The 22,084-nt window shown below is 63.2% G+C and carries 20 protein-coding genes and 2 pseudogenes; 17 read left to right on the top strand and 5 right to left on the bottom strand.

The window, feature by feature from the left end; all coding sequences use genetic code 11:
* Positions 1-84 precede the first annotated feature (84 nt).
* Positions 85-321, bottom strand: a pseudogene (locus HH800_RS09720) (transposase); the annotation flags it as partial.
* A 10-nt stretch (positions 322-331) separates the two neighbouring features.
* The gene (locus HH800_RS09725; protein WP_169860921.1) at positions 332-475 is read right to left on the bottom strand and encodes a hypothetical protein; all 144 of its coding nucleotides are present in this window, start codon (positions 473-475) and stop codon (positions 332-334) included.
* Between the two features lie 573 nt (positions 476-1,048).
* Between HH800_RS09725 and HH800_RS09730 the strand changes: the two genes are divergently transcribed.
* From HH800_RS09730 to HH800_RS09790, 13 genes and pseudogenes are all read left to right on the top strand, one after another.
* Positions 1,049-2,101: a lytic murein transglycosylase gene (locus HH800_RS09730; protein WP_169860922.1), complete on the top strand. Its 1,053-nt coding sequence runs from the start codon at positions 1,049-1,051 to the stop codon at positions 2,099-2,101.
* Positions 2,085-3,071, top strand: coding sequence for a septal ring lytic transglycosylase RlpA family protein (locus tag HH800_RS09735; RefSeq protein ID WP_169860923.1), 987 nt, complete (start codon positions 2,085-2,087; stop codon positions 3,069-3,071). The genes HH800_RS09730 and HH800_RS09735 overlap by 17 nt, the downstream gene beginning before the upstream one ends.
* Before the next feature lie 47 nt (positions 3,072-3,118).
* A complete protein-coding gene (locus HH800_RS09740; protein WP_004207133.1) occupies positions 3,119-4,282 on the top strand; it encodes a D-alanyl-D-alanine carboxypeptidase family protein in 1,164 nt (387 codons plus the stop codon).
* On the top strand, positions 4,279-4,905 hold the full coding sequence (gene tmk / locus HH800_RS09745) for a dTMP kinase (RefSeq protein WP_169860924.1): 627 nt from the start codon (positions 4,279-4,281) through the stop codon (positions 4,903-4,905). Before HH800_RS09740 ends, tmk begins: the two co-directional genes overlap by 4 nt.
* Positions 4,902-5,873 carry an AAA family ATPase gene (locus tag HH800_RS09750; protein ID WP_169860925.1) on the top strand — a complete coding sequence of 324 codons (972 nt, stop codon included), beginning with the start codon at positions 4,902-4,904 and terminating at the stop codon, positions 5,871-5,873. Before tmk ends, HH800_RS09750 begins: the two co-directional genes overlap by 4 nt.
* Before the next feature lie 43 nt (positions 5,874-5,916).
* Positions 5,917-7,485 (top strand): methionine--tRNA ligase, encoded by a 1,569-nt coding sequence (gene metG / locus HH800_RS09755; RefSeq protein ID WP_169860926.1) that lies wholly within the window; start codon positions 5,917-5,919, stop codon positions 7,483-7,485.
* A 3-nt stretch (positions 7,486-7,488) separates the two neighbouring features.
* Positions 7,489-8,277, top strand: a complete 789-nt coding sequence (locus tag HH800_RS09760) for a TatD family hydrolase (RefSeq protein WP_169860927.1) — start codon at positions 7,489-7,491, stop codon at positions 8,275-8,277.
* Positions 8,274-9,062: an MBL fold metallo-hydrolase gene (locus HH800_RS09765; RefSeq protein ID WP_169860928.1), complete on the top strand. Its 789-nt coding sequence runs from the start codon at positions 8,274-8,276 to the stop codon at positions 9,060-9,062. Before HH800_RS09760 ends, HH800_RS09765 begins: the two co-directional genes overlap by 4 nt.
* The gene (locus tag HH800_RS09770; RefSeq protein ID WP_169860929.1) at positions 9,062-9,721 is read left to right on the top strand and encodes a retropepsin-like aspartic protease family protein; all 660 of its coding nucleotides are present in this window, start codon (positions 9,062-9,064) and stop codon (positions 9,719-9,721) included. The genes HH800_RS09765 and HH800_RS09770 overlap by 1 nt, the downstream gene beginning before the upstream one ends.
* Positions 9,718-11,022 (top strand): MFS transporter, encoded by a 1,305-nt coding sequence (locus HH800_RS09775; RefSeq protein WP_169860930.1) that lies wholly within the window; start codon positions 9,718-9,720, stop codon positions 11,020-11,022. Before HH800_RS09770 ends, HH800_RS09775 begins: the two co-directional genes overlap by 4 nt.
* Positions 11,023-11,259: 237 nt before the next feature.
* Positions 11,260-12,207, top strand: a complete 948-nt coding sequence (locus tag HH800_RS09780) for an ISNCY family transposase (RefSeq protein ID WP_235682119.1) — start codon at positions 11,260-11,262, stop codon at positions 12,205-12,207.
* A 54-nt stretch (positions 12,208-12,261) separates the two neighbouring features.
* Positions 12,262-13,013, top strand: a pseudogene (locus HH800_RS09785) (IS5 family transposase).
* Positions 13,014-13,036: 23 nt separating this feature from the next.
* Positions 13,037-13,450 (top strand): hypothetical protein, encoded by a 414-nt coding sequence (locus HH800_RS09790; RefSeq protein WP_164522545.1) that lies wholly within the window; start codon positions 13,037-13,039, stop codon positions 13,448-13,450.
* A gap of 346 nt (positions 13,451-13,796) precedes the next feature.
* On the opposite strand, the gene HH800_RS09795 is transcribed toward HH800_RS09790, so the two are convergent.
* The gene (locus tag HH800_RS09795; protein ID WP_037506852.1) at positions 13,797-14,309 is read right to left on the bottom strand and encodes a glycine zipper 2TM domain-containing protein; all 513 of its coding nucleotides are present in this window, start codon (positions 14,307-14,309) and stop codon (positions 13,797-13,799) included.
* A 159-nt stretch (positions 14,310-14,468) separates the two neighbouring features.
* On the bottom strand, positions 14,469-17,201 hold the full coding sequence (gene secA / locus HH800_RS09800) for a preprotein translocase subunit SecA (RefSeq protein WP_169860931.1): 2,733 nt from the start codon (positions 17,199-17,201) through the stop codon (positions 14,469-14,471).
* 282 nt (positions 17,202-17,483) lie between these two features.
* On the opposite strand from secA, the gene HH800_RS09805 reads away from it, so the two are divergent.
* From HH800_RS09805 to HH800_RS09820, 4 genes are read left to right on the top strand one after another with little or no spacing between them, the layout of a single operon-like run.
* Positions 17,484-18,965, top strand: coding sequence for an ArnT family glycosyltransferase (locus tag HH800_RS09805; RefSeq protein ID WP_235682077.1), 1,482 nt, complete (start codon positions 17,484-17,486; stop codon positions 18,963-18,965).
* A 51-nt stretch (positions 18,966-19,016) separates the two neighbouring features.
* On the top strand, positions 19,017-20,243 hold the full coding sequence (argJ, locus tag HH800_RS09810) for a bifunctional glutamate N-acetyltransferase/amino-acid acetyltransferase ArgJ (protein ID WP_169860932.1): 1,227 nt from the start codon (positions 19,017-19,019) through the stop codon (positions 20,241-20,243).
* Positions 20,244-20,255: 12 nt separating this feature from the next.
* The gene (locus tag HH800_RS09815; RefSeq protein ID WP_169860933.1) at positions 20,256-21,053 is read left to right on the top strand and encodes an inositol monophosphatase family protein; all 798 of its coding nucleotides are present in this window, start codon (positions 20,256-20,258) and stop codon (positions 21,051-21,053) included.
* Between the two features lie 17 nt (positions 21,054-21,070).
* Positions 21,071-21,682: a glutathione S-transferase family protein gene (locus tag HH800_RS09820; RefSeq protein WP_169860934.1), complete on the top strand. Its 612-nt coding sequence runs from the start codon at positions 21,071-21,073 to the stop codon at positions 21,680-21,682.
* 51 nt (positions 21,683-21,733) lie between these two features.
* Here HH800_RS09820 and trxA read toward each other — a convergent pair whose 3' ends face one another.
* Positions 21,734-22,081, bottom strand: coding sequence for a thioredoxin TrxA (gene trxA / locus HH800_RS09825; protein ID WP_257011054.1), 348 nt, complete (start codon positions 22,079-22,081; stop codon positions 21,734-21,736).
* Between the last annotated feature and the right edge of the window lie 3 nt (positions 22,082-22,084).

Consider the following 22,084-nt stretch of genomic DNA (forward strand, 5'->3'; position numbering starts at 1 on the left):
ATTTCAGACGCGATCACCCCCTTCGCTCAACACTGAAGGGTAGCCGAAGATGGGATTAATGAATGCCTTCAGGGCGTGGACTCATTACGCGTTGCACCACAGCCTCACGCAGATGAGCTTGATGGCCGCAAGATAGTTGGCAGCATCCTTGTCATGTCGGGTGGCGATGCCCCGGAACTGCTTGATCCGATTGAAGAAGCTCTCGACGAGATTACGCTGGCGGTAGAGCCATAACGACAAGCCGAGGCGCTGCTTACGGTTGGAGCGGTTGGGAATGTTGGCCCAGATATTTCGGGCCGCGACCGCCTCGCGAATGGCATCAATCAGTGCTTCAATCGCATGCACTGATCGCCAGCAACGGCTCGGTGATGAGCCATTGCTTGTCCGTCAGTTCATACCGCCGCCGCGTCATACGCCCTCCGTATCCGAGGGGCGCCTGAATCACGCCAAGGGCGACAACTTCAACCAGATTCATGAGTTTGCGCCCTAGTCAGGCAGCAGCTTTTAGATAGGAGGCTCTGGGCCTGCCGGCTTGCTTAGGCGGAATGAAGTAAGCTTGGCCTGAGCGCCTCGCTATGTAACTTGAGCGATGCCCCGCTCGTTTGGTCACCATTTCTACGACATGATTCTGGACAGAAAATTAGGTGTTGCAATCAGAGCAGCAACTCAATCTTGCGCCGATCTCGAGGTTTGACCGGGCCGGCGGCAGAGCCGCCGGCTATCGCGCATCATCGCCCGTAGGGGCTGCTGCGCTTCGCTACGCCGATGGCTACGCTACGCAGCCCCCACTCCGTTGCATGTGGGGCAGGCGGGTTAATGCGCATCCAGGTGCGGTTGAGATAAGAACCCACGGTGAGCTTGCACCCACGGCGGTTTTCAAGACCGCTGCCTTAAACCACTCGGCCACACTTCCGTTGCGACGCTTCCTAGCGAAGCGGGCGAACAAGCCAAGGGCAAAAATGACAATATTGAAGGGAATGGTCGCCCATTCGCGACTTCGTATCGGATAGGGGTTTCGCCGGTTGCCCTGGCTGTGCCACAAAAGGCCATGGCAGATTCTCGGTTCAATTCGCTGGCCATTGCGCTGATGATGGGTTTTTCGACGGTCGTGGCGGGATTGGCTGCGCCACAGGTCGCAGTTGCGCAGGATGATGGGGATTTTCGCGCCTATCTCGAATCATTGCGCCCGAAAGCGCGCGCGATGGGCATTCGCGATGCGACGCTGGACGCCGTCTTTCCGACCCTGTCGATCAACCCGCGCGTCGTGGCGCTCGACCAGAGCCAGCCGGGCGGGGGCGCCTATTCGCCCATTCCCAATTTCGAACCCTATCGGGTCAAGCATGTCGATGCCGCGCGGATCAGCCGCGGGCGGGCAGTCTATGCCGCCAATCGCGCACGACTGGCCCGGATCGAGGCGGAAACCGGCGTGCCCGAGGAAATCATGGTCGCCATTTTCGGCCACGAAACCAACTACGGCTCCTACACCGGCGATTTCGACCTGATCCGGTCGCTGGCGACGCTCGCGCACGAAGGGCGCCGCCGCACCTTGTTCGAGCCGGAATTGCTGGCGACACTCAAGATGCTGAACGATGGCGTGCCGCGCAGCCGGCTGGTCGGCAGCTGGGCCGGGGCGACCGGCTATCCGCAATTCCTGCCCTCGGTCTATCTCAAGCTCGCCAAGGATGGCGACGGCGATGGCCGGGCGGATATCTGGACCAGCCAGGCGGATGCGCTGGCGTCGATCGCCAATTATTTCGTCGCGGCGGGATGGCGGCGGGGCCAGCCCTGGGGCGTGGCTGTCAGCGTGCCGACCAGCTTCAACCGCGCCTCGGTGGCGGCGCGCACGACGGCGCCGCGCTGCCCGCGGGTATTCAACCGCCACAGCCGCTGGCTGACCATGGCCGAGTGGCGCAAGCTGGGCCTGTTCCCGGCCAGTGGTATCTGGCCGGCGGACACTGTCATGGCGACCCTGCTGGAGCCGGATGGGCCGGGCAAGACCGCCTATCTGCTGACCAGCAATTATCGCGCGATCCTCGACTATAATTGCTCCAATTTCTACGCTCTTTCCGTGGGGTTGCTGGCTGATGCGGTCAAGCAATAGGAACTGGCTCGCGCTTGGCGGCGCGGCGTCTCTGCTGGCCTCCTGCGGCAGCGAGCAGGCGGTTGCGCCGCCGGCGCCACGCCCCGCGCCACCTTTAACGGCGCCAGCGGTTGCGGATGAACCGGTCAAGATCGGCGAACCCTATAGCGTGGGCGGCAAGACCTATGTCCCCGCCGATCCGGTCAATTATGACGAGGTCGGCTATGCCAGCTGGTATGGCGAGGAGGCTACGGGCAAGCCGACGGCCAATGGCGAGGATTTCGTGCCGTCGGCGATCAGCGGCGCCCACAAGACCTTGCCCCTGCCAAGCTATGTCGAGGTGACTGCGCTGGGCAGCGGTCGCACCATTCTGGTCCGGCTCAACGATCGTGGTCCGTTCAGCGACGACAAGCTCATCGACCTGTCGCGTGGCGCGGCCGAACAACTGGGCATTACCGGCGACGGCGCTGCGGCCGTTCGCGTTCGCCGGGTCAATCCGCCCGAGCAGGAAAAGGCGCTGCTGCGCGCTCATCACCGCGCGCCCGAGCGGATCGAGACGCCGCAGCCCTTGCTCAAGGTGCTGCGCGGGCGTCTGGCGCAAGTGCCGGCAAGCCCGCCAGCGCAGGTTCAGACCGCACGCCCCGTCGTTCAGGCGATCCCGGTCGCGAGCAGTTCCAGCCGTCCCGGCGCATCCTTCGATACGCCCGCACCGCCCACTCCCAAGCCGGCCCCGAAGGCCACGGCACCGACAAAACCGGTATCGGCAAAACCGGTGTCTGGCAGCTATGTCGTTCAGGTTGCAGCTCTTTCCTCGCAGGGCCGGGCCGAAGCGCTGGCCAGGCAGATCGGCGCGCATGCTGTTGCGGCCGGTTCGGTCTGGCGGGTGCGCTATGGTCCCTATCCCTCGCAGGAAGCGGCGCAGTCCGGCGTGAAGGCGGCGGCAGCGAAGGGCTTTGCGAATGTCCGTGTCATGGCTAATGACGCGCGCTAATCATAGCGATGCGTCCAGCGAATCTATCCAGTCGAAGGCTTGAGTTCATGAAGAAAACCGTTGCCGCCACTCTCTTCGTCGGTCTGCTGGCCCAGCCGCTGGTTGCCGCGGCCCCGCCTTATACGAGCGAGGCGCCGATCGCCTATCTCAAGGATCTTTCCTCGGGCGCCGTCCTCTATGACAAGGGCGGCGAAACCCGGATGCCGCCGGCCTCGATGGCCAAGATGATGACGGCGCATGTCGCCTTCCGCCTGATCCAGAAGGGCGAACTGAAGCTCGACACCAAATTCACGGTCCGTCCGGAAACCTGGCAGCAATGGCACGGCCCCAAGGCCGGATCGACCATGTTCCTGTCGGTGGGCGAGCAGGTGTCGGTTGAAAATCTGCTGCACGGCATTGTCACGCTGTCGGGCAATGATGCCTGCGTCGTGCTGGCCGAGGGCATTGCCGGCACCGAGCAGGCGTTCGTTGCGCTGATGAACGAGGAGGCCAAGCGCATGGGCCTCAAGAACAGCCATTTCGGCACCAGCAATGGCTGGCCTGACGAGGGCGTGACCTATGTCACCGCCGAAGACCTGGCCAAGCTCGCCGAAGCCACGATCGTCGAGACGCCGGATCTCTACAAGAAATTCTACGCCACCCGCTCCTTCACCTGGGGCAAGACCATGGGCGGCTCCGACATTGCGCAGGCCAATCGCAATCCGATCCTGGGCAAGATCGCGGGCGCCGACGGCCTCAAGACCGGCCATACCGAAGAAGCCGGTTTCGGCTTCACCGGTTCGGCCGAACAGGATGGCCGCCGCCTGGTGATGGTGGTCGCCGGCCTCACCAGCTTCAACGGCCGGATCACCGAATCCGTCCGCTTCATGGACTGGGGCTTCCGCGCCTGGAAGGCGCAGCCGCTGTTCAAGAAGGGGCAGACGGTCGAGACCGCCGCGGTCCAGTTGGGCAGCGCGTCGACCGTGTCGCTGGTCGCGCCGCAGAATATGGCCGTCACCATGCCGCGCACCGCATCGGCCAATGTGAAGGTGAAGGTCGTCTATACCGGCCCGATCAAGGCGCCGATCGCCAAGGGCCAGCAGATCGCCCAGCTCATTGTCCAGACCCCGGATACGCCGCCCCAGGTGCTGCCGCTGGTCGCCGGTGAAGATGTCGCGGAAGCAGGCATTTTCGGTCGTCTCTGGAATGGTCTGAAGTCCTTCTTCGGGTGATAACAGGCCGTTTCATCACGCTCGAAGGCGGCGAGGGCGCCGGCAAGTCGACCCAGCTTCGTGCGCTGGCGTCGGCCTTGCGGGCGCGCGGGCTGGAGGTTGTCGAGACCCGCGAGCCGGGCGGCAGCGAAGGGGCGGAGGCGATCCGCGCCATGCTGCTGACGGGTGGCGCGGACCGTTGGAATGCCCGCGCCGAAGCTCTGCTGTTCGCCGCCGCGCGCGCCGACCATATCGAAAAGACGATCCGTCCGGCGCTGGCCCGTGGCGCCTGGGTGCTGTCCGATCGCTTCCTCGACAGCAGCCGTGCCTATCAGGGGCAGGGCGAACTTAGCGATGCCGACATATTGGCGCTGCACCAGATCGGCAGCGCCGGCTTCCTGCCCGACCGCACCCTGTTTCTGACCCTCCCCGAAACGGAAGCGGAAGCGCGCGCCCATGCCCGTGACGGCGACGTGTCGGATCGGATCGGCGGCCGCGACCGCGCCTTCCACCGCGCCGTGGCCGATGCGTTCGTCCGCTTTGCCGCAGATGAACCGACGCGGGTCCGCGCGATCGATGCGTCGGGCGCGGCTGAGGATGTCACGGCCCGGCTGCTCGCGGCACTGGACGACCTGCTGTCATGACGTCACTGGTCGGGCATGACGCCCAGGCGCAGACCCTGCTGGCGGCGGCAAGCAGCGGCCGCATGCATCATGGCTGGATATTGAGCGGTCCGCGCGGCATCGGCAAGGCCAGCTTCGCCCGCGCCATGGCGATGCGCCTGCTGGCGGATGCGGCCGGCCCGAAGATCGAGGGTGAGGGGCTTGCCGTTCCCGAAAGCCACCCGATCCGGCGCCTGATCGAGGCGAGCGCGCATCCCGATTATGCCGAACTGGCACCGCTGGAGAAGGACGGCGTTACCGCACGCAACATCAGCGTCGACCAGGTGCGCGGCCTGCAGCGGCTGATCCAGTCGGCGCCGTCGCTCTCTTCCCGTCGCATCGTCGTGATCGACAGTGCCGATGATCTGGAGCGCGGCGCCGCCAATGCCCTGCTCAAGACGTTGGAAGAGCCGCCGGCGGACATGATCTTCCTGCTGGTCAGCCATGCGCCCGGCCGGCTGCTGCCCACCATCCGCTCGCGCTGCCGCACGATGCGCTTCGATCCTCTGTCGGACGGGGCCATGGCGACGGTGCTGCGGCGCGAGGATGAAAGCCTGTCCGGGCCGGAACTCGACGCCCTGCTGCGCGCCGGGGAGGGTTCGCCCGGTCGCGCGCTGCGCTATGCGGGCCTCGATCTTGCGGGCCTCGAAAAATCGCTGCTCGCGATCGCTGCCGACGGCGATCCTGGCAATCGCGAGCGCTTGCGCCTGGCCAAGGCGTTGGCGGGCAAGGCGGCCAAGCCGCGTTACGAAGCCTTTCTGGAGCGCGCGCCCGCCTTCATTGCCCAGGCCGCCCGGACCCGGCATGGCCCGGCACTGGGCAGCGCGCTCGATCATTGGGAAGCAGCCCGGCATCTGGCGGGCGGCGCGGTGATCCTGTCGCTTGACCCGGCCTCGGTCGTTTTCGAGCTGGGTGGGCATGTCGCGGCACTGGCTGAGGCCGCGACCTGAAAAGCGACTTTGCGGCGACGCGAACAGCCGCTAGGGAGGCTGCATGTCGCAGCCTTACACAATCACCACCGCCATCTCCTATCCCAACGGCCGTCCGCATATCGGCCATGCCTATGAGGTGATCGCCACCGACGCGATCGCCCGGTTCCAGCGGATGATGGGCCGCGATGTCTTCTTCCAGACCGGGACCGACGAACATGGGCTGAAGATGGCTCAGACGGCGCGCAACCGGGGCATCGAGCCGCGCGAACTGGCTGATGAAATGTCGTCCTATTTCAAGCAGATGAACGATAGCCTGAATATCAGCTATGATCGCTTCATCCGCACCAGCGAACCCGATCACCACCGCGCCAGCCAGGCGATCTGGCGGGCGATGGAGGCCAATGGCGACCTGTATCTGGGCCGCTACGAAGGCTGGTATTCGGTCCGCGACGAAGCCTTCTATGACGAGAAGGAAATCACCGAGGGCGAAGACGGCGTCAAGCTGTCGCCGCAGGGAACGCCGGTCGAATGGACCGTCGAGGAAAGCTGGTTCTTCCGCCTGTCCAAATATCAGGACAAGCTGCTGGCCCTCTATAACAGCCAGCCCGACTTCATCCGCCCGGAAAGCCGTCGCAACGAAATCCTGCGCTTCGTCGAAGGCGGCCTGTCCGATCTCAGCATTTCGCGCACCAGCTTCGACTGGGGCGTCAAGGTGCCCGGCGCCGACGGCCATGTCATGTATGTCTGGGTCGATGCGCTGACCAACTATATCACCGGCTGCGGCTATCCTGACGATGCCGAGCGCATGGCGCGCTATTGGGCAGAGGGTGGCGATATCACCCATATCATCGGCAAGGATATCGTGCGTTTTCATACAGTGTACTGGCCGGCGTTCCTGATGAGTGCGAAGCTGCCGCTGCCCCGTCAGGTGTTCGGCCATGGCTTCCTGCTGAACCGCGGCGAGAAGATGTCCAAGTCGGTCGGCAATGTCGCCGATCCGATGGAATTGGCCGAACGCTTTGGCGTTGACCAGCTGCGCTATTTCCTGCTGTCCGAAGTGACTTTCGGCAATGACGGCAGCTATAGCGCCGAAGCGATTGTCCAGCGCTCGAACAGCGACCTGGGCAATGCGTTCGGCAATCTAGCCCAGCGCACGCTGAGCTTCATCGCGAAAAATCTGGAAGGGCGCCTGCCGGCCATCAATGGCCATGACGCCGCCGATACGGAGCTGTTCGCGCTGATCGACAAGGTCGTGCGCAGCGATATGCCCGCCGCCATGGCCGATCTGGCGCCTTCGGTGGCGATCGATGCTTGGCTGCGCGCGGCCTTTGCCTGCAACCAATATATCGACGCGCAGGCACCCTGGTCGCTGCGCAAGACCGATCCCGAGCGGATGGAGACAGTACTGGCGACGCTCTATATCGCCATCGCCCAGCTGGCGGTCGCAATCCAGCCGGTGATCCCGGCGAGCGCCACCGCGCTGCTCGACCATATGGGCGTGCCGGCGGACAAGCGCAGCTATGGCGCGATCGGCGATCATTGGTATAGCGATCTGGCCGAAAGCGATTTCGGGCTGGCCGCGCCCAAGCCGCTCTTCCCGCGCCTGGAACTGACCGAAGCGGACGCCTGACGGATGTTGATCGACAGCCATTGTCACCTCAATTACAAGGGGTTGATCGAAGATCAGCATAATGTGCTGGAACGCGCCCGTGCGCGCGGCGTCGACCTGATGCTCAACATCGCCACCCGCGAAAGCGAGTGGGACGATGTGCTGGGCACGGCGGTGCGTGAGGCGGATGTCTGGGCGACCGTCGGCATCCATCCGCATGAGGCGGACGAGCATCCCCATGTCGACACCGCCAAGCTGGTCGAGCGCGCGGCCCATCCGCGCGTCGTCGGCATCGGCGAAACGGGCCTCGATTATTATTACGACCATAGCGATCGCGAGCGGCAGCAGAAGAGCTTTCGCAGCCATATCGCCGCCTGCCGCGAGACTGGCCTGCCGCTGATCGTCCATACCCGCGAAGCGGAAGAGGATACGCTGGCGATCATGCGGGACGAAATGGGGAAGGGGGCCTATAGCGGCGTCATCCACTGTTTCACTGCCAGCGGCGCCTTTGCCGATGCGGCGATGGACCTTGGCTTCTACATCAGCATTTCGGGCATCGTGACCTTCAAGAGCGCGAAGGATCTGCAGGAAACGGCCGCGCGCCTGCCGCTCGCCCGGCTGCTAGTGGAAACGGACTCGCCCTTCCTCGCCCCGGTGCCCCATCGTGGCAAGCCGTGCGAGCCGGCCTTCGTCGCCGACACGGCGCGCTTCCTGGCTGATCTGCGCGGCGAGCGCATCGAGGATCTGGCGGCGGCCACCTCGGCCAATTTCCTGCGCCTCTTTGCCAAGATCGAGGGCCGGCCGCAGGCATGAGCCTCAAGCTGACCATCCTTGGCAGCGGCACTTCCTCCGGCGTTCCCCGGATCGGCAATGATTGGGGCGCCTGCGATCCCACCGAGCCGCGTAACCGCCGCAGCCGCGTCTCGATCCTGGTGGAAAGCGCGACGACCCGGATATTGGTCGACACATCCCCGGACCTGCGGGCGCAATTGCTGGCGGCCGACGTGATCGACATCCATGCGATCCTGTGGACCCATGATCATGCCGATCACAGCCATGGCATCGACGATGTGCGCCAGCTGTTCCATCATCGCGGCAGCCCGATCCCCGGCTATGCCCGTGCCCAGACGATGCGCCTGCTCCAGGCCCGCTTTGCCTATGCCTTTGCGGGGAGGGGGGGCTATCCGCCGATTATCGTCCCGCATGACCTGCCCGATGGGCTGCGGATCGGCGATATCGACATTGCCTGCACCGACATGCCCCATGGCGACATTTATTCGACTGGATTTCGCTTCAGTCATGATGATAGTCATGTCGGATATGCCACGGATTTTCATGAAATAACGCCGGATATGCTGGCGCTGTTCGATGATCTCGACATCTGGGTGGTCGATGCGCTGCGCGCCCGGCCGCATCCCACCCATGCCCATCTGGAGATGACATTGGCGGGGATCATGGCAACCCGGCCCGATCGCGCGATCCTCACCCATATGGACCAGAGCATGGATTATGCCACCCTGTGCGCTACACTCCCCAAAGGGGTGGAGCCGGGCTATGACGGGCTGGTCATCGACCTCAACGACGGAGCACCCCACTGATGGACGGCACGGATCAGGCGATGTCCAGCATCTGGTATCTGCTCGCCCTGATCCTGGTCGGCTCTGCGCTCATCGGCCGCCGCATCGCGCTGGGCAGCTTCGTGCGGATGGCGCTGCTCTGGGTGCTGATCTTCGGCGCCCTGCTCGGTCTCTTCACCTTCGCCCAGAAGGCGGGGCTGATGCCGGCACGGTTCGCAGCGGAGGAGGGGGCCTTGCTCCAGCCGCAGAACAGTGCCGAGCCCATATCACAGCCCGCGCCGCCGCCGGCCCCACCGCCGATCCAGTCCGATGGACAGGTGGTGCGCATTCCGGTTGCGCCGGACGGCCATTATTGGATCGAGGGCATGGTCAACGGCATGTCCGCGCGTTTCCTGATCGACAGTGGCGCGACCATCACCGCCCTTTCGGAAAATACCGCCCGCGCCACCGGCCTCAATATTGACATGAACGCGCCCCCGATCCCGCTCAACACCGCCAATGGCAAGATCGACGCGCGCCGCGCCAGCATCTCGACGCTGACGGTCGGGCCGCTGCGCGCCAATGATGTCGAGGTCGTCGTCTCGCCGGCGCTGGGCGACGTCAATGTCATCGGCATGAACATGCTGTCCCGTCTCAAAAGCTGGAGCGTTGAAAATGGTGAAATGGTGCTGACGCCATGACGTCACATGAGGGGCAGGGTGCCGCACCCGATAAACGGGCCCGGCTTAAGGCGATCATCGGCGGTTCCACCGGCAATTTGGTCGAATGGTATGACTGGTATGCCTATGCCGCCTTCACCCTCTATTTCGCGCCGCATTTCTTCCCGAGCGAGGATCGCACCGCACAGTTGCTGAGCGCGGCCGGCATCTTCGCCGTGGGCTTCCTGATGCGACCGATCGGCGCCTGGCTGATGGGCGTCTATGCCGATCGCCATGGCCGCAAGAGCGGGCTTACCTTGTCGGTATCGCTGATGTGCGCCGGATCGCTGCTGATCGCGGTGACGCCGGGCTATGAGGTGATCGGTGTCGGCGCGCCGCTGTTGCTCGTGCTGGCCCGGCTGATGCAGGGGCTGTCGATCGGCGGCGAATATGGCGCCAGCGCGACCTATCTCACCGAAATGGCCGGCAAGGACCGGCGCGGTTTCTATTCCAGCTTCCAATATGTGACGCTGATTGCCGGGCAGTTGGTGGCGATCTGCGTGCTGCTGCTGCTGCAGTCTATCCTGACGGAGGCGCAGCTTGACGCCTGGGGCTGGCGGATTCCCTTCGCCATCGGTGGCGCGCTGGCGGTGATCGTCTTCTGGCTGCGGCGCGGTCTTGCCGAAACCCAGAGCTTTGAAGTGGCCAAGGCCGAAGGCGCGCCCAAGTCCGGCTTTGTCGAACTCATCACCAATCATCCGCGCGAGACGCTGACGGTGATGCTGCTGACCGCCGGCGGCACGATCGCCTTCTATGCCTATTCCATCTACATGCAAAAATTCCTCGTCAACACGGCCGGCTTCGGTCGCGAAACAGCATCGGAAATCAATGGTATAACATTGTTCATTTTCATGTTGTTGCAGCCTCTCGCGGGTGCGTTGTCCGATCGCATCGGGCGCAAGCCGCTGATGATCGGCTTCGGCGTCATGGGCGTGCTCTGCACCTATCCGATCTTCGCCACGCTGGCGGTGACGCGCGATCCGCTGGTCGCCGGGCTGCTGGTGATGGCGGGCCTGGTGATCGTCACCGGCTATACGTCGATCAATGCTGTGGTGAAGGCCGAGCTGTTTCCCGCGCATATCCGTGCGCTCGGCGTGGCGCTGCCTTATGCGCTCGCCAACACCTTGTTCGGCGGCACGGCCGAGTTCGTCGCGCTCTGGTTCAAGCAGTCAGGGATGGAATCCGCTTTCTATATTTATGTCAGCGTCATGATCGCGATCTCGTTGACGGTCTATGTCCGCATGCGCGACACCAAAACCCATAGCCGCATCCTAGAGGATTGAGATGGATGAGGAGGAATATCTCCCACCCATCCTGCCCATGATTTAACATAATATATATTATCGAACTTAAATCTTGTAAGCGCCATTTAGAAATGACACACCCCCGCTAGATAGAGATGACACAGTTTGGATCATCGGCGGAGCGCTGCTGTCATGTTCATCCTTCGCGTTGGAGGATGTGCGATAATGGCGGTGCTGGTGATGAGCGATGGCGAGCTTTCGCGTTTCGATACCTTGATGCGCGTGGATCGTGGGGAGCTGCGGCCGACGGATGCGGCGCGGCTTTTAGGCATTGAGCGGCGGCAAATTTATCGGCTGTTGGATCGGTTAAGAGCCGAAGGTGCTGCCGGCTTGGTGTCAGCCAAGCGCGGCCGGCCCAGCAACCGGCGCTATGCCGATGATTTTCGGGAGCGCGTGGTCGCGATCGTGCGTGAGCATTATTATGATTTCGGCCCCACGCTGGCCCGTGAGTATCTGGCCGAACGGCACGATATTCATCTGGCCTGCGAGACGTTGCGCCAGTTCATGATCAAGGCCGGGTTGTGGAAGGATCGCGAAGCCCGGCGCCCTCGCCCATATCAGCCACGCTACCGGCGCGACTGCCGGGGCGAGCTGATCCAGATCGACGGGTCGAAGCACTGGTGGTTCGAGGATCGCGGGCCGCAATGCACCCTGCTCGTCTATATTGATGATGCGACCAGCGAACTGATGCACCTCAAAATGGCCGAAAGCGAGAGCACCTTCGCCTATATGGATGCGACGCGGGAGTATATCGAGCGGCACGGCAAACCGGTGGCCTTCTATTCCGACAAGCACAGCGTGTTTCGGAACGCCAAAGCCAGCGCAGCACGCGGCGATGGCATGACGCATTTCGGACGTGCGCTGGATGCGCTGAACATCGAGATTATCTGCGCCAACTCGCCGCAGGCCAAGGGCCGGGTCGAACGGGCCAATGCCACATTGCAGGATCGCCTAGTCAAAGCGATGCGTCTGGAAGGCATATCGTCGATCGAGGAGGCCAACGTCTTTCTCGACAGCTATATGGCCCGGCATAATGCGCGGTTCGCTCGCCCCGCCTTTGACGTGCGCGACCTGCACCGTCCCCTCGCCCCGCATGACGATTTGCGCTCGATCATGGTCTGGCGGGAGCAGCGGACAGTAACGGCGGCGCTGACGCTCCATTAAGGCCTGTGGGGATTTAGGATTCCCATTTACCAGCAGATGTGATTCACACTGCGGATGGATCGCTTTGTACTGACCGACGCCCAATGGGCGAAGATTGAGCCGCACTGTTTGGGGAAGATCAGCGATCCCGGACGCAGCGGTAGGAACAATCGGCTATTTATGGAGGCGGTGCTGTGGATTGTCCGAACGGGCAGTCCGTGGCGCGACCTGCCTTCCCAGTTCGGAAACTGGAGTACGGTGTTCCGGCGTTTCCGTGACTGGCGCGAAGCGGACGTTTTCAAGCGGATTTTCGATGCTTTGACGCATGAGCCTGACATGGAATATGCCATGATCGATGCCACCATCGTCAAGGTTCATCGTCATGGGCAAGGCGCAAAAGGGGGACTTCGGGCCAGGCCATTGGCCGCTCTAAAGGCGGCATGACGACCAAGATACTGGCGCTCACTGATGCCTTGGGCAACCTGGTGCGCTTCCGTCTGATGCCAGGCAATCGCTTCGATAGCGTCGGTGTTGCGCCGTTGATCGAAGGCGTGGAGTTTGGCGCATTGCTTGCCGACAAGGCTTTCGACAACAACGACATCATTACCGATCTCAACGAACGCGGGGCCGGGATCGTTATCTCTCAGCATCCGCGCCGTGCCATACCCATCCCGCTTGACGCCGAAATGTACAAATGGCGGCACCTGATCGAGAACTTCTTCTGCAAACTCAAAGAGTTCAAACGCATCGCCATGCGCGCCTGCAAAACCGACAGCAGCTTCGAGGCCATCATCTACCTCGCCGCAGCCGTCATCAACTCTCGATGAATCCCCACAGGCCTTACAACAAGGTGATGTTCATTCTGGAGCCGACAGCGATCAGCAAAGCATTGGCGCGCAAGCGGGTGACAGTGTGCGAATATCCTGACGGTCGGCTGGAGATTGAACATGAGGGCCATGTCCTGCCCTATCGTCCGTTCGATAAGATGCGGCACGTCAACCAGCCTGCTATTGTCGAGAACAAGCATCTGGACGCGGCGCTGATGTTGGCCAAACAGATGCAGGCCATCATGCCGCATCACCGCAAGCGCAATAACGACGCCCCTGCCCGCCGCGACCAGCCCCTGCATCTCTTCCCCGAGCCAGAACCGCCGCCAAAGATTGACCGCCGCAAACTGGGTGGTTCAAAGCTCAAACGCGGTCCCAGGCTCAGTGACGAGGCGTTGCGCGAACGCGGCACGCTCAGCTTCGTGCAAAGGGCATGACCGGGCCCACTGCAGAGCAGCGGGTCCATGGTCCACTACCCCAAGATCAGCGCATCAGCAGGGTCTGCGCTGCGCTGTGTGGATGGCTCCACGCAGCCCCTGCTGTCCTCAACCCTGTGACATTTCTAAATAGCAGAGATTGTGACTTCTCTATCCGGCAGGAACAAATCTGCGAAGTGAGGGATCACTAATCGAAGCGTCTCCAAGCCGCTTGAGCCCCATCTGCGAAGCGCCGCGCCGCGCCGACATCACAGGCGTTCAATAAATGGCCTCCCGTCACCGGCCCCGCCCGCGAAAAAGTGCCGCCGATCACGCGATCAGCGGCACTTCAAATTCAGGTGATCGATCATTCGCAATAGACGTTGCCGCGATCGATCTCGCGGCCCAGCGCGCCGCCGACGCCCGCGCCCAGGATCGTGCTCAGCACGCCAGAATCGCCGTCACCCAGCGCATTGCCCAGAAGACCGCCCACAGCCGCGCCAACAATCAGACCGGTCGAGCCATCGTTGCGGCGGCAATAATAGCGCCCATTACCGCCACGATAGACGCGCGTGTTCCGGTCAATCCGATAACGATCCCGCGACGAACCGGGGCGATAATGCTGATCAGGATAATATTTGCCGCCGTGAGAGGCGGAATGGGACGGCCTCCCCGGTGCCGGCGGGCGTCCATTATTATGGGACGGCTTGCCGTGGGATGCTCCAGGGCCCGGCCCGCTATTATGGCCCGGCGGTCGGTTGCCTGGACCGTTGCCATTATTATGCGAAGGCTTGTTCTGCCCATGGCCGGGCGGCTGGGCCGTTGCCGCAATCGGGGCCGCGATCACAGCCAAGGCTAATACCATCGCAAATTTCCTCATGCCCTTCTCCTTCCGCCGGAACATCCGGTCCGCATCGCATAGGCGCAAGGCGCAACGGCCTGTCAGCGCAAGAGTTCCGCATTTTCATTACAGGATCAAAACAAAAAAGGGCGCTGCCATCGGCACCGCCCTTCCCTGTTTCTCGCCTGTGGTCGTGCCTCAGCTCAGCGCACCATGGCAATGCTTGTATTTCTGGCCCGAACCGCAGGGGCAAAGCGCATTGCGGCTGATGTCGAGATTGGCGAACTCGCCCGGCGCGACATTGTCCACCGGCGCGCGCGGGATGGTGGTGGTGATGCCCGCCAGTTGGCTGCCATCGATATCCGCGCTGTTATCCTCGCCCGAGAAGGGATCGATATGGGTGGTGATGAAGTCCGGCAGCACCGGCAGGTCGAACTGCGGCTGCGGCGCTTCCATGCGGAACTGCACCCGCGCGATCGAGCTGGTCACATCCTCTCGGATATTTTCCAGCATGCGCTCGAACAGGGCGAAGGCTTCCTGCTTATATTCGTTGATCGGTGTCTTCTGCGCATAGGCGCGCAGATGCACCACCTGGCGCAGCGCGTCGAGCGTCGACAGATGCTCCTTCCAGTGATGGTCAAGACTCTGGAGCATGATGCTCTTCTCGATCATATGCCAGTCGGTCGCTTCGACTTCCTGCGTCTTCTCGGCAATGGCCGCGTCGGCCAGGCCGGCAAGCCGCTCCTCGATCATTTCCGGATCGACGGCGTCTTCAGCCAGCCAGGCGTCGAAATCAGGCTCCAGACCCAGCACTTCGGCCGTGCGCAGCTTCAGCCGCTCCATATCCCATTGTTCGGGATAGGTGCCCGGCGGGCAGGATGCGCCGACCAGGTCATTGACCGTTTCATGGCGCATGTCGGTGACGACATCGTCCACCGTTTCGGCGTCCATGATGTCGCTGCGCTGCTCGTAGATCACCTTGCGCTGGTCGTTCATGACATCGTCATATTCGACGACCTGCTTGCGGATGTCGTAGTTGCGGGCCTCGACCTTGCGCTGGGCGGTCTCGATCGCCTTGCTCAGCCACTTGGACGGGGGCAGCGCCTCGCCATCCTCCAGGTTGGAGCGGATCATCTTGGCGAACATCGTGTCCGGGCCGAAGATGCGCATCAGGTCATCGTCGAGGCTGAGGTAGAATCGCGACAGGCCGGGATCGCCCTGACGGCCCGAACGGCCGCGCAGCTGATTGTCGATACGACGGCTTTCGTGCCGCTCGGTCGCCAGCACGAACAGGCCGCCGGCCGCCAGCACTTCCTGCTTCTCCGCCTCGATCTCGACCTCGATGCGGGCGATCGCCGCCTCGCGCTCGGGGCCTTCCGGCATATCACGCAGTTCGTCCTCGACCCGCATCTCCAGATTGCCGCCCAGCTTGATGTCGGTGCCGCGGCCAGCCATGTTGGTGGCGATCGTCACCGCGCCCTTGCGGCCTGCCTGGGCAACGATATGGGCTTCACTCTCGTGGAAGCGGGCGTTCAGGACCGCATGCTTGACGCCTTCCTGATTGAGGAATTCCGACAGCATTTCCGACTTTTCGATCGACACGGTGCCGACCAGCACCGGCTGACCCTTTTCGGCATGTTCCTTGATGGTGCGCGCGATGCCCCGGAACTTGTCTTCCAGATTCTTGTAGAACGTATCTTCCTCGTCGACGCGCTGTACCGGCCGGTTGGTCGGGATGGTGACGACGTTCATCTTGTAGATTTCGTAGAATTCGGTCGCCTCGGTCGATGCGGTGCCGGTCATGCCCGAAATCTTGGGGTACATGCGGAAATAATTCTGGAAGGTGATCGACGCCAGCGTCTGGTTTTCCGGCTCGATCTGGACGCCTTCCTTGGCTTCCACCGCCTGGTGCAGACCGTCCGACCAGCGGCGGCCATCCATCATGCGGCCGGTGAATTCGTCAATGATGACGACCTTGCCGTCCTTGACGATATAGTCGATGTCGCGGCGGAACATCACCACCGCGCGCAGCGCCTGGTTGACGTGATGGACGACCTGGGTGTTTTCGAAATCGTAGAGATTATTGCCCTGGAGCAGGCCGGCGGCCTCCAGCAGGCGCTCGATCTTCTCGGTGCCGTCTTCGGTCAGCGTGATCGTGCGCTGCTTCTCGTCCTTCTCATAATCCTCCTCGACCAGCTGCTTCACGATCGCGTCGACCGCGACATACAGCTCCGACTTGTCGTCGGTCGGACCGGAAATGATCAGCGGCGTGCGCGCCTCGTCGATCAGGATCGAATCGACTTCGTCGACGATCGCATGGTTGAACGGGCGCTGGACCATCGCACCGCGATCGAACTTCATGTTATCGCGCAGATAATCGAAGCCGAGTTCATTGTTGGTCGCATAGGTGATGTCGGCATTATAGGCCTCGCGGCGCTGATCTTCCGACAGGTTGGGCACGATCACGCCGGTGGTGAGGCCCAAGAAGCGATAGACCTGACCCATCCATTCGCAGTCACGGCTGGCCAGATAGTCATTCACGGTGACGACATGGACGCCCTTGCCTTCAAGCGCGTTCAGATAGGTGGCGAGCGTCGCCACCAGCGTCTTGCCTTCGCCGGTGCGCATTTCGGCGATCTCGCCGCGATGCAGGACGATGCCGCCGATCATCTGGACGTCGAAGTGACGCATGCCCAGCACGCGGACCGACGCTTCGCGGACGGTCGCAAAGGCTTCGGGCAGCAGGCCGTCCAGCGTCTCGCCATTGGCCAGGCGCTCACGGAAGCGCGCCGTCTGGTTCACCAGTTCATCATCGCTCATCGCCTGGATCGTCGGTTCGAAGGCGGCGATCTGGTCGATGACCTTGCCCAGCGATTTCACATAACGTTCGTTGGACGATCCGAAGATAGACTTGGCGAGTGCGCCGAACATGCAAATTCCTGACAATGAGGGGGCCATGGGTCCAACGGACACATGGGCAGATATGCGCCGCGATTTAGGCACGGCACAGCCGATAGTCAATCAATGCGACGGACTGTCGCACGGCTGTAACGGCTTTGTCCGATGCGGTTTTGCCGCGGCCGCGCCGTCCTGCAGGCGCGACGCGCCGCCGAAAATATTTTGCGTTTGGGCGCACGCCGCCGCAAGAGCGCCACGACAACAAGGGTCGCAAACAGGGTGTATCGTTCCATTTCCATGGCGCCGTCGCGCCGATTGCGCCTGCCTCTGGCGGCGCTGCTGGTCAGCGCATTGATCGGCTGGTTCCTGATCGCCGCGATTGCGGCGCCCTTCGATCATGACGAAAGCCAATATGTCGCCGGTGCCTATTTCAGCGGGCATGCGGTCATGTTTCGCGATTTTCTCTATCTTCAGCCGCCGCTGCACGCCTGGGGGCTGGCACCGCTGAGCCTGATCGCATCGGGCCATATGGTACTGGCGATGCGCCTTGCCACCGCCGTCATGGCGCTCGCGACGCTTGCGCTCATCTGGGCGGCCCAGCGTGCGGCAGGCATATCGCGCTCCAGCGCTACCCTGGCCATGCTACTGATGGCGGCAACAGCCGCGTTCCAGTTCAGCGGCTCCGTGGTCCGCAACGATATGCTGGCGACCCTGCTGGCCTCCGCCGCAATGCTGCTGACCTTGCTTGGCCTGCGTCATCGCTCGGACCGCCACTGGCTTGGAGCCGGGATCCTCTACGGCCTTGCCATCGCGACAAAGCTCAATTTCGCCCCGCTCGGCGCGACCGTCGGCCTGTTCGTCATCGCCAGCGGCGGCCGGCACGCTATTCGCGCCGCCCTGTTCCTGGCACTCGGCGCGCTGCTGGGCATGGCGCCCATGGCCATCGCCTGGATATCAGGGCGCGACAGCTTTCTGTACGGCGTCCTGATCTATGGCATGACCGCGCCCCACGCCTGGTATGCCGCCAACGGCGCAGCGCAGGAACTGGCGACGACGGAAAAGCTGCGCGACCTTCTCAAATATCTCTGGAAGGGCCCAGCGCTCGTCGCCTTGCTGCTGCTCATCGCCAACTGGATCGCGACCCGTGGCCGCATGCGCTCATCCGGGCGCCGGCTGGCGATATGGATGACCGCCGGCGCCCTGATCGGCGCCGCGCTGCCGACCCCGACGCAATTGCAATATCTGATGCCGTTGCTGCCGCCGCTTGCCCTCGCCCTCGGCTATCTGCTCGACGACGCCCGTCACTGGCGGCCGCTGCGGCGAAAGGCCATGCTGGCGCTGCTCTGCCTGGCAACGATCCCCGGTCTCATTCCCTCGATCCGGGATCTGGTGACGGCCGCCCGTACCGGATCGCCGCTGCTCGCCGCGCAGGCCAATGCCCATTGGCTGGGCAGGACGGTGCGCGCTGCGGGCGCCGCCGATATCCTCACCCTCTCGCCGCATCTCGCGATCGACAGCGGCCTGGCGCTCGATCTGCGCCTGGCAACCGGCCCGTTCGTCTATCGCACCGGCTGGACGCTCCGCCCCGAGCAGGCCCGCCGGCTCCATGCGCTGACGCCTGCCACCCTGCCGGACCTGGATCGCGCCATGCCGGTAGCGATCCTTACCGGCTATGAAAATGGCACGCGCAAATTGCCGCTGCGCCCTGACGACGGTCTGGACAATTACGCCCGCCGCCATGGCTATCGCATGGTCCCGATGCCCGATGGCGTCGGGCGCCTCTATCTGCGGGACTAGCGCCCGATCGGGCCATTGACGCAAGGGGGGATTTCGCTCATGCCGCGCCCCATGACCGACCGCTCCCCCCTCGCCCCCACCGCCTTCCCCGCCCTGCCCGCCATTGCTGGCGTGACATTGCGTGTCGCAAAGGCGCGATACAAGAATTGGGACCGGTGCGACCTCACCTATGTCGAGCTGGACGCGGGTACGGCGGTCGCCGGCGTGACGACGCAGAGCAAATGCCCCTCGCCAGAGGTCGAATGGTGCCGCGACGCCATCCCGATGGGCCAGGCCCGCGCCGTCGTCGTCAATGCCGGCAACGCAAACGCCTTCACCGGCCATCGCGGCCGCGCCGCTGTCGAGGCGATCGCGGCCAAGGTGGCCAATCACCTTTCGTGCCAGCCCTCCAATGTCTTCGTCTCTTCGACCGGCGTGATCGGCGTGCCGCTGCCGATCGACAAGGCCGAGGCGGGCCTGGAAGCGGCCTTCACCGCCGCGCCCTGCGGCTGGGAGGATGCGGCAAACACCATCGGCACGACCGACACCTATGCCAAGGGTGCCCATGTCTCGGCGATGATCGGCGACACCCGCGTCGATCTGGTCGGCATCATCAAGGGGTCAGGCATGATCGCGCCCGACATGGCGACGATGCTCGGCTATATCTTTACCGACGCCGCGATCGATCCGGTGCTGCTGCAGCAGATGCTGTCGGCTGCCAACAAGCGGACATTCTCCTGCATCACGGTCGACAGCGACACCTCGACCAGCGACACGGTGCTGGCCTTCGCCACCGGCAAGGCCGGCAATGCCCCGCTCGCGTCGATGGAAGATGCCGGCGCCGACGCCTTCGCCGCCGCGCTCTCCGACCTCTGCCGCCAACTCGCCCATCTGGTCGTGCGCGACGGCGAAGGTGCCAGCAAGTTCATCGAAATCACGGTCGAGGGCGCGGAAAGCGACGCCAGCGCCCATCGCATTGCCCTTTCGATCGCCAATTCGCCGCTGGTGAAGACCGCGATCGCCGGCGAGGACGCCAATTGGGGTCGCGTCGTCATGGCCGTCGGCAAGGCGGGCGAGCCAGCCGAGCGCGACAAGCTCGCCATCCGTTTCGGCACGACCCAGGTGGCGGCTGGCGGCCTGGCACTCGACGGCTATGACGAGGCGCCGGTGGCCGCCCATCTCAAGGGCCAGGATATCGTCATCGGCGTCGATATCGGCCTGGGCGAAGGCCGCGCCACGGTGTGGACCTGCGACCTGACCCACGGCTATATCTCGATCAACGCGGACTATCGCAGCTAAGGGGGCCGGCTCATGATGGTGGAACTGCATGATCCCGTCGTCGCGCTGATGCGGCAGGTGGGGCGCGACATCGTCATGCCCCGCTACCAGAATCTGGCAGCGGAAGAGATTAGCGAGAAGGCGGCGAACGACTTCGTCACCATCGCCGACAAGGAAAGCGAAATCCGGCTGGCCGAAGGGCTGGCCTCGATCCTGCCCGAAGCCGGCGTTATCGGCGAAGAGGCCTGCGCGGCCGACCCATCAATCCTCGACCGCGCCGGCGACGGCCTCAACTGGATTATCGATCCGATCGACGGCACGGGCAATTTCGCGTCGGGCAAACCGCCCTTCGGCATCATGATCGCGCTGGCCGACAATGGCGCCACTCTGGCCGGCTGGATCCTCGATCCGCTGACCGGGCGGTTGTGCCATGCGACCCTGGGCGGCGGCAGCCATGTCGACGGCGAACGGATCATGGCGAAGGAAAGTAGCGGCGACCTGCCGATCGCTGCCATTTCCACCATCTTCATGGAGGCGGAGGAACGGGCCGAAATGGAGCGCAAGTCGCAGGCCATTTTCACCATGGTGGACATTCCCCGCTGCGCCGCCGAGCAATATCCCCGGCTGGTGCTGGGCCAGAATGACGTGTCGATCTTCGCGCGCGTGCTGCCCTGGGACCATGCGGCCGGCACCCTGTTCGTCAATGAGGCAGGGGGCTGCTGCCAGCGGCTCGACGGCAGCGCCTATCGGGTCGGTGAACAGCGTCGGGGCCTGATGGGCGCATCCTCGCCGCGCCTGTGGGATCTGGCGGCCAAGACCTATTACGCCTGACCGAAGGAAGACCGAGCATGCTGACGATCTGGGGCCGCCTCAATTCGCATAATGTGAAGAAGGTCGCCTGGTTCGCGCAGGAAATCGACCTGCCCTTCGTCCGCCATGATGTCGGCATGGAACATGGCATGTCCGACGCCTATCTGGCGATGAACCCCAACCGGCTGATCCCGACGATCGAAGATGGCGATGTCATACTGTGGGAGTCGAACGCGATCCTGCGCTATCTCGCCCATCGCTATGCGCCGGAGGAGATCTATCCTGCCGACCCGGCGCCGCGGGCGCAGGGCGACAAATGGATGGACTGGCAATTCAGCTTTGCTGACGCCCAGCGCGACGCCTTCATCCAGTTGGTGCGACGCCAAGATGGACAGCGAAATTTACAGGTCATCGAGAAGTCGGCGCAGGCGTCCGGCGCGGCGATGGCGATCCTCGACCGGGCGCTGGCGGATCAAGAATGGCTTTCGGGTGTCAATTTCGGTGTCGCAGATGTGCCGATGGGCGTCTACGCCCATACCTATTTCACGCTCGACATGGCGCGGCCCAACCTGCCGCATCTGCGCGCCTGGTATGACCGGCTGCGCGAGAGGCCGGCCTATGCCGAACTGGTGATGATCCCGCTCAGCTAATAAAATGGGACGGCAGCCGGGCTGCCGTCCCATTTTAGATTTACCAGCGACTTAGAGGACGCTTTCGATCCAGCCCTTGAGCGCGCTCTTGGGCGCGGCGCCGACCTTGGTCGCGGCGACTTCGCCATTCTTGAACAGGATCATCGTCGGGATGCCGCGCACGCCATACTGGCCCGGCGCATCGGGATTTTCGTCGATGTTGATCTTGGCGATCGTGACCTTGTCGGCCAGTTCCTCGCTAATCTCTTCCAGAGCCGGGCCGATCATCTTGCACGGGCCGCACCATTCGGCCCAGAAGTCGACAAGCACGGGCTTGTCGGCGTCGATCACGTCCTGCTTGAAGCTGACATCGGTAACTGCCTTGGTGGCCATAACTGCAAACTCCTTAAGTTGGTCGATATC

It is taken from the genome of Sphingobium yanoikuyae (assembly GCF_013001025.1).
Lineage (GTDB): Bacteria > Pseudomonadota > Alphaproteobacteria > Sphingomonadales > Sphingomonadaceae > Sphingobium > Sphingobium yanoikuyae_A.

Excerpts from the sequence above, each read along its gene's own strand:
- HH800_RS09725 (WP_169860921.1), bottom strand. The coding sequence starts at position 475 with ATGAATCTGGTTGAAGTTGTCGCCCTTGGCGTGATTCAGGCGCCCCTC.
- HH800_RS09730 (WP_169860922.1), top strand. The coding sequence starts at position 1,049 with ATGGCAGATTCTCGGTTCAATTCGCTGGCCATTGCGCTGATGATGGGT.
- HH800_RS09735 (WP_169860923.1), top strand. The coding sequence starts at position 2,085 with ATGCGGTCAAGCAATAGGAACTGGCTCGCGCTTGGCGGCGCGGCGTCT.
- HH800_RS09740 (WP_004207133.1), top strand. The coding sequence starts at position 3,119 with ATGAAGAAAACCGTTGCCGCCACTCTCTTCGTCGGTCTGCTGGCCCAG.
- HH800_RS09750 (WP_169860925.1), top strand. The coding sequence starts at position 4,902 with ATGACGTCACTGGTCGGGCATGACGCCCAGGCGCAGACCCTGCTGGCG.
- metG (WP_169860926.1), top strand. The coding sequence starts at position 5,917 with ATGTCGCAGCCTTACACAATCACCACCGCCATCTCCTATCCCAACGGC.
- HH800_RS09760 (WP_169860927.1), top strand. The coding sequence starts at position 7,489 with ATGTTGATCGACAGCCATTGTCACCTCAATTACAAGGGGTTGATCGAA.
- HH800_RS09765 (WP_169860928.1), top strand. The coding sequence starts at position 8,274 with ATGAGCCTCAAGCTGACCATCCTTGGCAGCGGCACTTCCTCCGGCGTT.
- HH800_RS09770 (WP_169860929.1), top strand. The coding sequence starts at position 9,062 with ATGGACGGCACGGATCAGGCGATGTCCAGCATCTGGTATCTGCTCGCC.
- HH800_RS09775 (WP_169860930.1), top strand. The coding sequence starts at position 9,718 with ATGACGTCACATGAGGGGCAGGGTGCCGCACCCGATAAACGGGCCCGG.
- HH800_RS09780 (WP_235682119.1), top strand. The coding sequence starts at position 11,260 with ATGCGCGTGGATCGTGGGGAGCTGCGGCCGACGGATGCGGCGCGGCTT.
- HH800_RS09795 (WP_037506852.1), bottom strand. The coding sequence starts at position 14,309 with ATGAGGAAATTTGCGATGGTATTAGCCTTGGCTGTGATCGCGGCCCCG.
- secA (WP_169860931.1), bottom strand. The coding sequence starts at position 17,201 with ATGTTCGGCGCACTCGCCAAGTCTATCTTCGGATCGTCCAACGAACGT.
- argJ (WP_169860932.1), top strand. The coding sequence starts at position 19,017 with ATGACCGACCGCTCCCCCCTCGCCCCCACCGCCTTCCCCGCCCTGCCC.
- HH800_RS09815 (WP_169860933.1), top strand. The coding sequence starts at position 20,256 with ATGATGGTGGAACTGCATGATCCCGTCGTCGCGCTGATGCGGCAGGTG.
- HH800_RS09820 (WP_169860934.1), top strand. The coding sequence starts at position 21,071 with ATGCTGACGATCTGGGGCCGCCTCAATTCGCATAATGTGAAGAAGGTC.